The sequence below is a fragment of the Aequorivita lipolytica genome (genome assembly GCF_007997135.1).
Classification (GTDB): Bacteria; Bacteroidota; Bacteroidia; order Flavobacteriales; family Flavobacteriaceae; genus Aequorivita; species Aequorivita lipolytica.
The window spans coordinates 1-2497 of sequence record NZ_VORU01000030.1; the positions used below are offsets into that span (position 1 = coordinate 1).

Sequence of the window (2497 nt, forward strand, 5' to 3'; positions counted from 1 at the left end):
GACCATGCCTATAAGGAACTGGGGCATCATTTTAAATCAGTTCCTAACGATCTATGAAAAAAGGGTCAGACTTTAAAAAAGTCCAACCCCTGTTATTTTTAACTTACACACTTAGCGGGATAGTGTCCGTTGCAACAATTCCGTTCTTAAAATTGCTTAATCTTTATTCAAAATAACTGAAAGTTTCGCCTCCTTTAATATTTAGTAATGTTTCATAAATAAGCTTGATCACATTTTCCACATCATCTCTATGCACCATTTCTACAGTAGTGTGCATATAGCGAAGCGGCAGTGAAATCAAGGCGCTTGCAACACCACCATTGCTGTATGCAAAAGCATCGGTATCTGTTCCGGTAGCCCTAGAAAGTGCAGCCCGTTGAAAAGGTATCATTTTCTTTTCGGCCGTTTCTACAATTAAATCACGAAGTTTTTGCTGAACGGCAGGGGCGTAGGCTATAACGGGACCACAACCAATTTCTGCCAACCCCTGTTTCTTTTTATCAATCATTGGGGTAGTAGTATCGTGGGTTACATCGGTAACTATGGCTACGTTCGGTTTAATGCGTTCTGCGATCATTTCTGCACCGCGAAGTCCAATTTCTTCCTGTACTGAATTGGTTATATAAAGCCCAAAAGGAAGTTTGTTTTTATTTTCGTGGAGCAGCCTGGCAACTTCGGCAATCATAAAACCACCCATTCTGTTATCCAATGCGCGACATACAAATTTGTCTTCGTTCAAAATATGAAATTGATCTGGATAAGTAATTACACAACCCACGTGTATGCCCATTTTCTCAACTTCCTCTTTATCCTTTGCGCCCACGTCTATAAATATGTTTTCGGGTTTTGGCGCTTCTTCCTTTGCTTTGTCGCGTGTATGAATGGCAGGCCATCCGAAAACACCTTTTCTAATACCGTTCTTGGTATGAATATTTACAATTTTTGAAGGTGCAATTTGGTGGTCGCTTCCTCCATTTCTAATTACATAGAGCAATCCGCTGTCACATATATAATTAACATACCAGGAAATTTCATCCGCATGACCTTCAATTACAACCTTAAATTTGGCTTTGGGATTTATAACGCCAACTGCCGTTCCGTATGTATCCGTAAAAAACTCATCAACGTATGGTTTCAAATATTTCATCCAAATCTTTTGGCCATCCCATTCATACCCTGTAGGTGCTGCGTTGTTTAAATATTCCTCTAAAAATGTAAGCGATTTGTCGTTTAATATTGAAGTAGTCATAAATTAATTTTTCTGAATAGATGTATGTTTGGTAAAATTAGCAATTTCTTATTAAGACCGACAATGCAATTTGCTTATTTTTGGAACACTTTTGGATAATACATAGCGCATAATAAAAATCCTATTTTAATGAAAATCACGTTACCTATATATATTAGTATATTAATACTCTGTCTGAACAATACTTACGGGCAGAATGATACTGAAATACTAAAAAAGCAAAAGGACTCTACCGAGATTATGTACTATATTATAGAAGGCGACACCATTGCCCGGGAAATGATAGACCTTGATGAAGTAATTTTATTGGACAAACTGAAATTTAAATCAGAGGAAGATCGAAGACGCTATCTTATTCTTAGGCGAAAAACGCGTAAAGTGTACCCGTATGCAAAATTGGCTTCAGAACGGTTGACCACCATGACCGAAAGATTGGAAACTATAAAGAGAAACAGTGATAGGAGAAGATATACAAAGCGTGTACAAAAATATATTGAGGGCGAGTTTTCCGAAAAGCTTAAAAAAATGACCCATACCGAAGGGCAGATATTGGTAAAGCTTATCTACAGACAAACTGGTCGCACCGCTTTCGATCTTGTAAAAGAACTAAGAACTGGCTGGCGCGCCTTTTGGTACAACACTACAGCCAGCCTTTTTGAAATATCCCTCAAAGAAGAATACAAACCTTTTGAAGTAAAAGAGGATTATTTAATTGAAGATATATTGGAAAGATCATTCCAAGAAAGCAAACTGGAACATCAAGAACCATCCTTTCCCATAGATTTTCTAGATTTGAAGGCTCATTGGAATAAAAAGACTGTTAATAACTAAGACAGTCAGGGAGTTGCAGAAAAATTAAAAACATGTTATGTTTGTAGCTCGCTCTTTTATTTTTTTTGCAAGCGGCACGTTTTGAGCATATTTGGATTTTTATGCTCTTCCATAGAGCTGTCTATGCCTGTACGAAGGCGTATTTTATATGACTATTTTTTTTTAGATGTAATCCTGTAGCTTTCAAAGCCTTATTATTTGTTGATAAAAAACATCAAAAAAAACGCATAAATAAGTTTGTGGGAATAGAAAAGGGTTTTATATTTGCACCCGCTTAGAGCAGCAGTATTGTTGTTCTGGGAATTGAAAAAGGAAGCTCTTAAATTTTTTTTGAATTATTTTCCAAAAAGTATTGTGGGAACAAAAAAGAGTTTTATATTTGCACCCGCTTAGAGAGATAGGCACGGTCTTAGAAAT

General features: G+C 36.7%; 2 protein-coding genes. One reads left to right on the forward strand and one right to left on the reverse strand.

The window, feature by feature from the left end; genetic code table 11:
* Positions 1-163 precede the first annotated feature (163 nt).
* Positions 164-1249: a M42 family metallopeptidase gene (locus ESV24_RS15110; RefSeq protein ID WP_111817161.1), complete on the reverse strand. Its 1086-nt coding sequence runs from the start codon at positions 1247-1249 to the stop codon at positions 164-166.
* A 129-nt stretch (positions 1250-1378) separates the two neighbouring features.
* On the opposite strand from ESV24_RS15110, the gene ESV24_RS15115 reads away from it, so the two are divergent.
* On the forward strand, positions 1379-2080 hold the full coding sequence (locus tag ESV24_RS15115; protein ID WP_111817162.1) for a DUF4294 domain-containing protein: 702 nt from the start codon (positions 1379-1381) through the stop codon (positions 2078-2080).
* Positions 2081-2497: the final 417 nt, after the last annotated feature.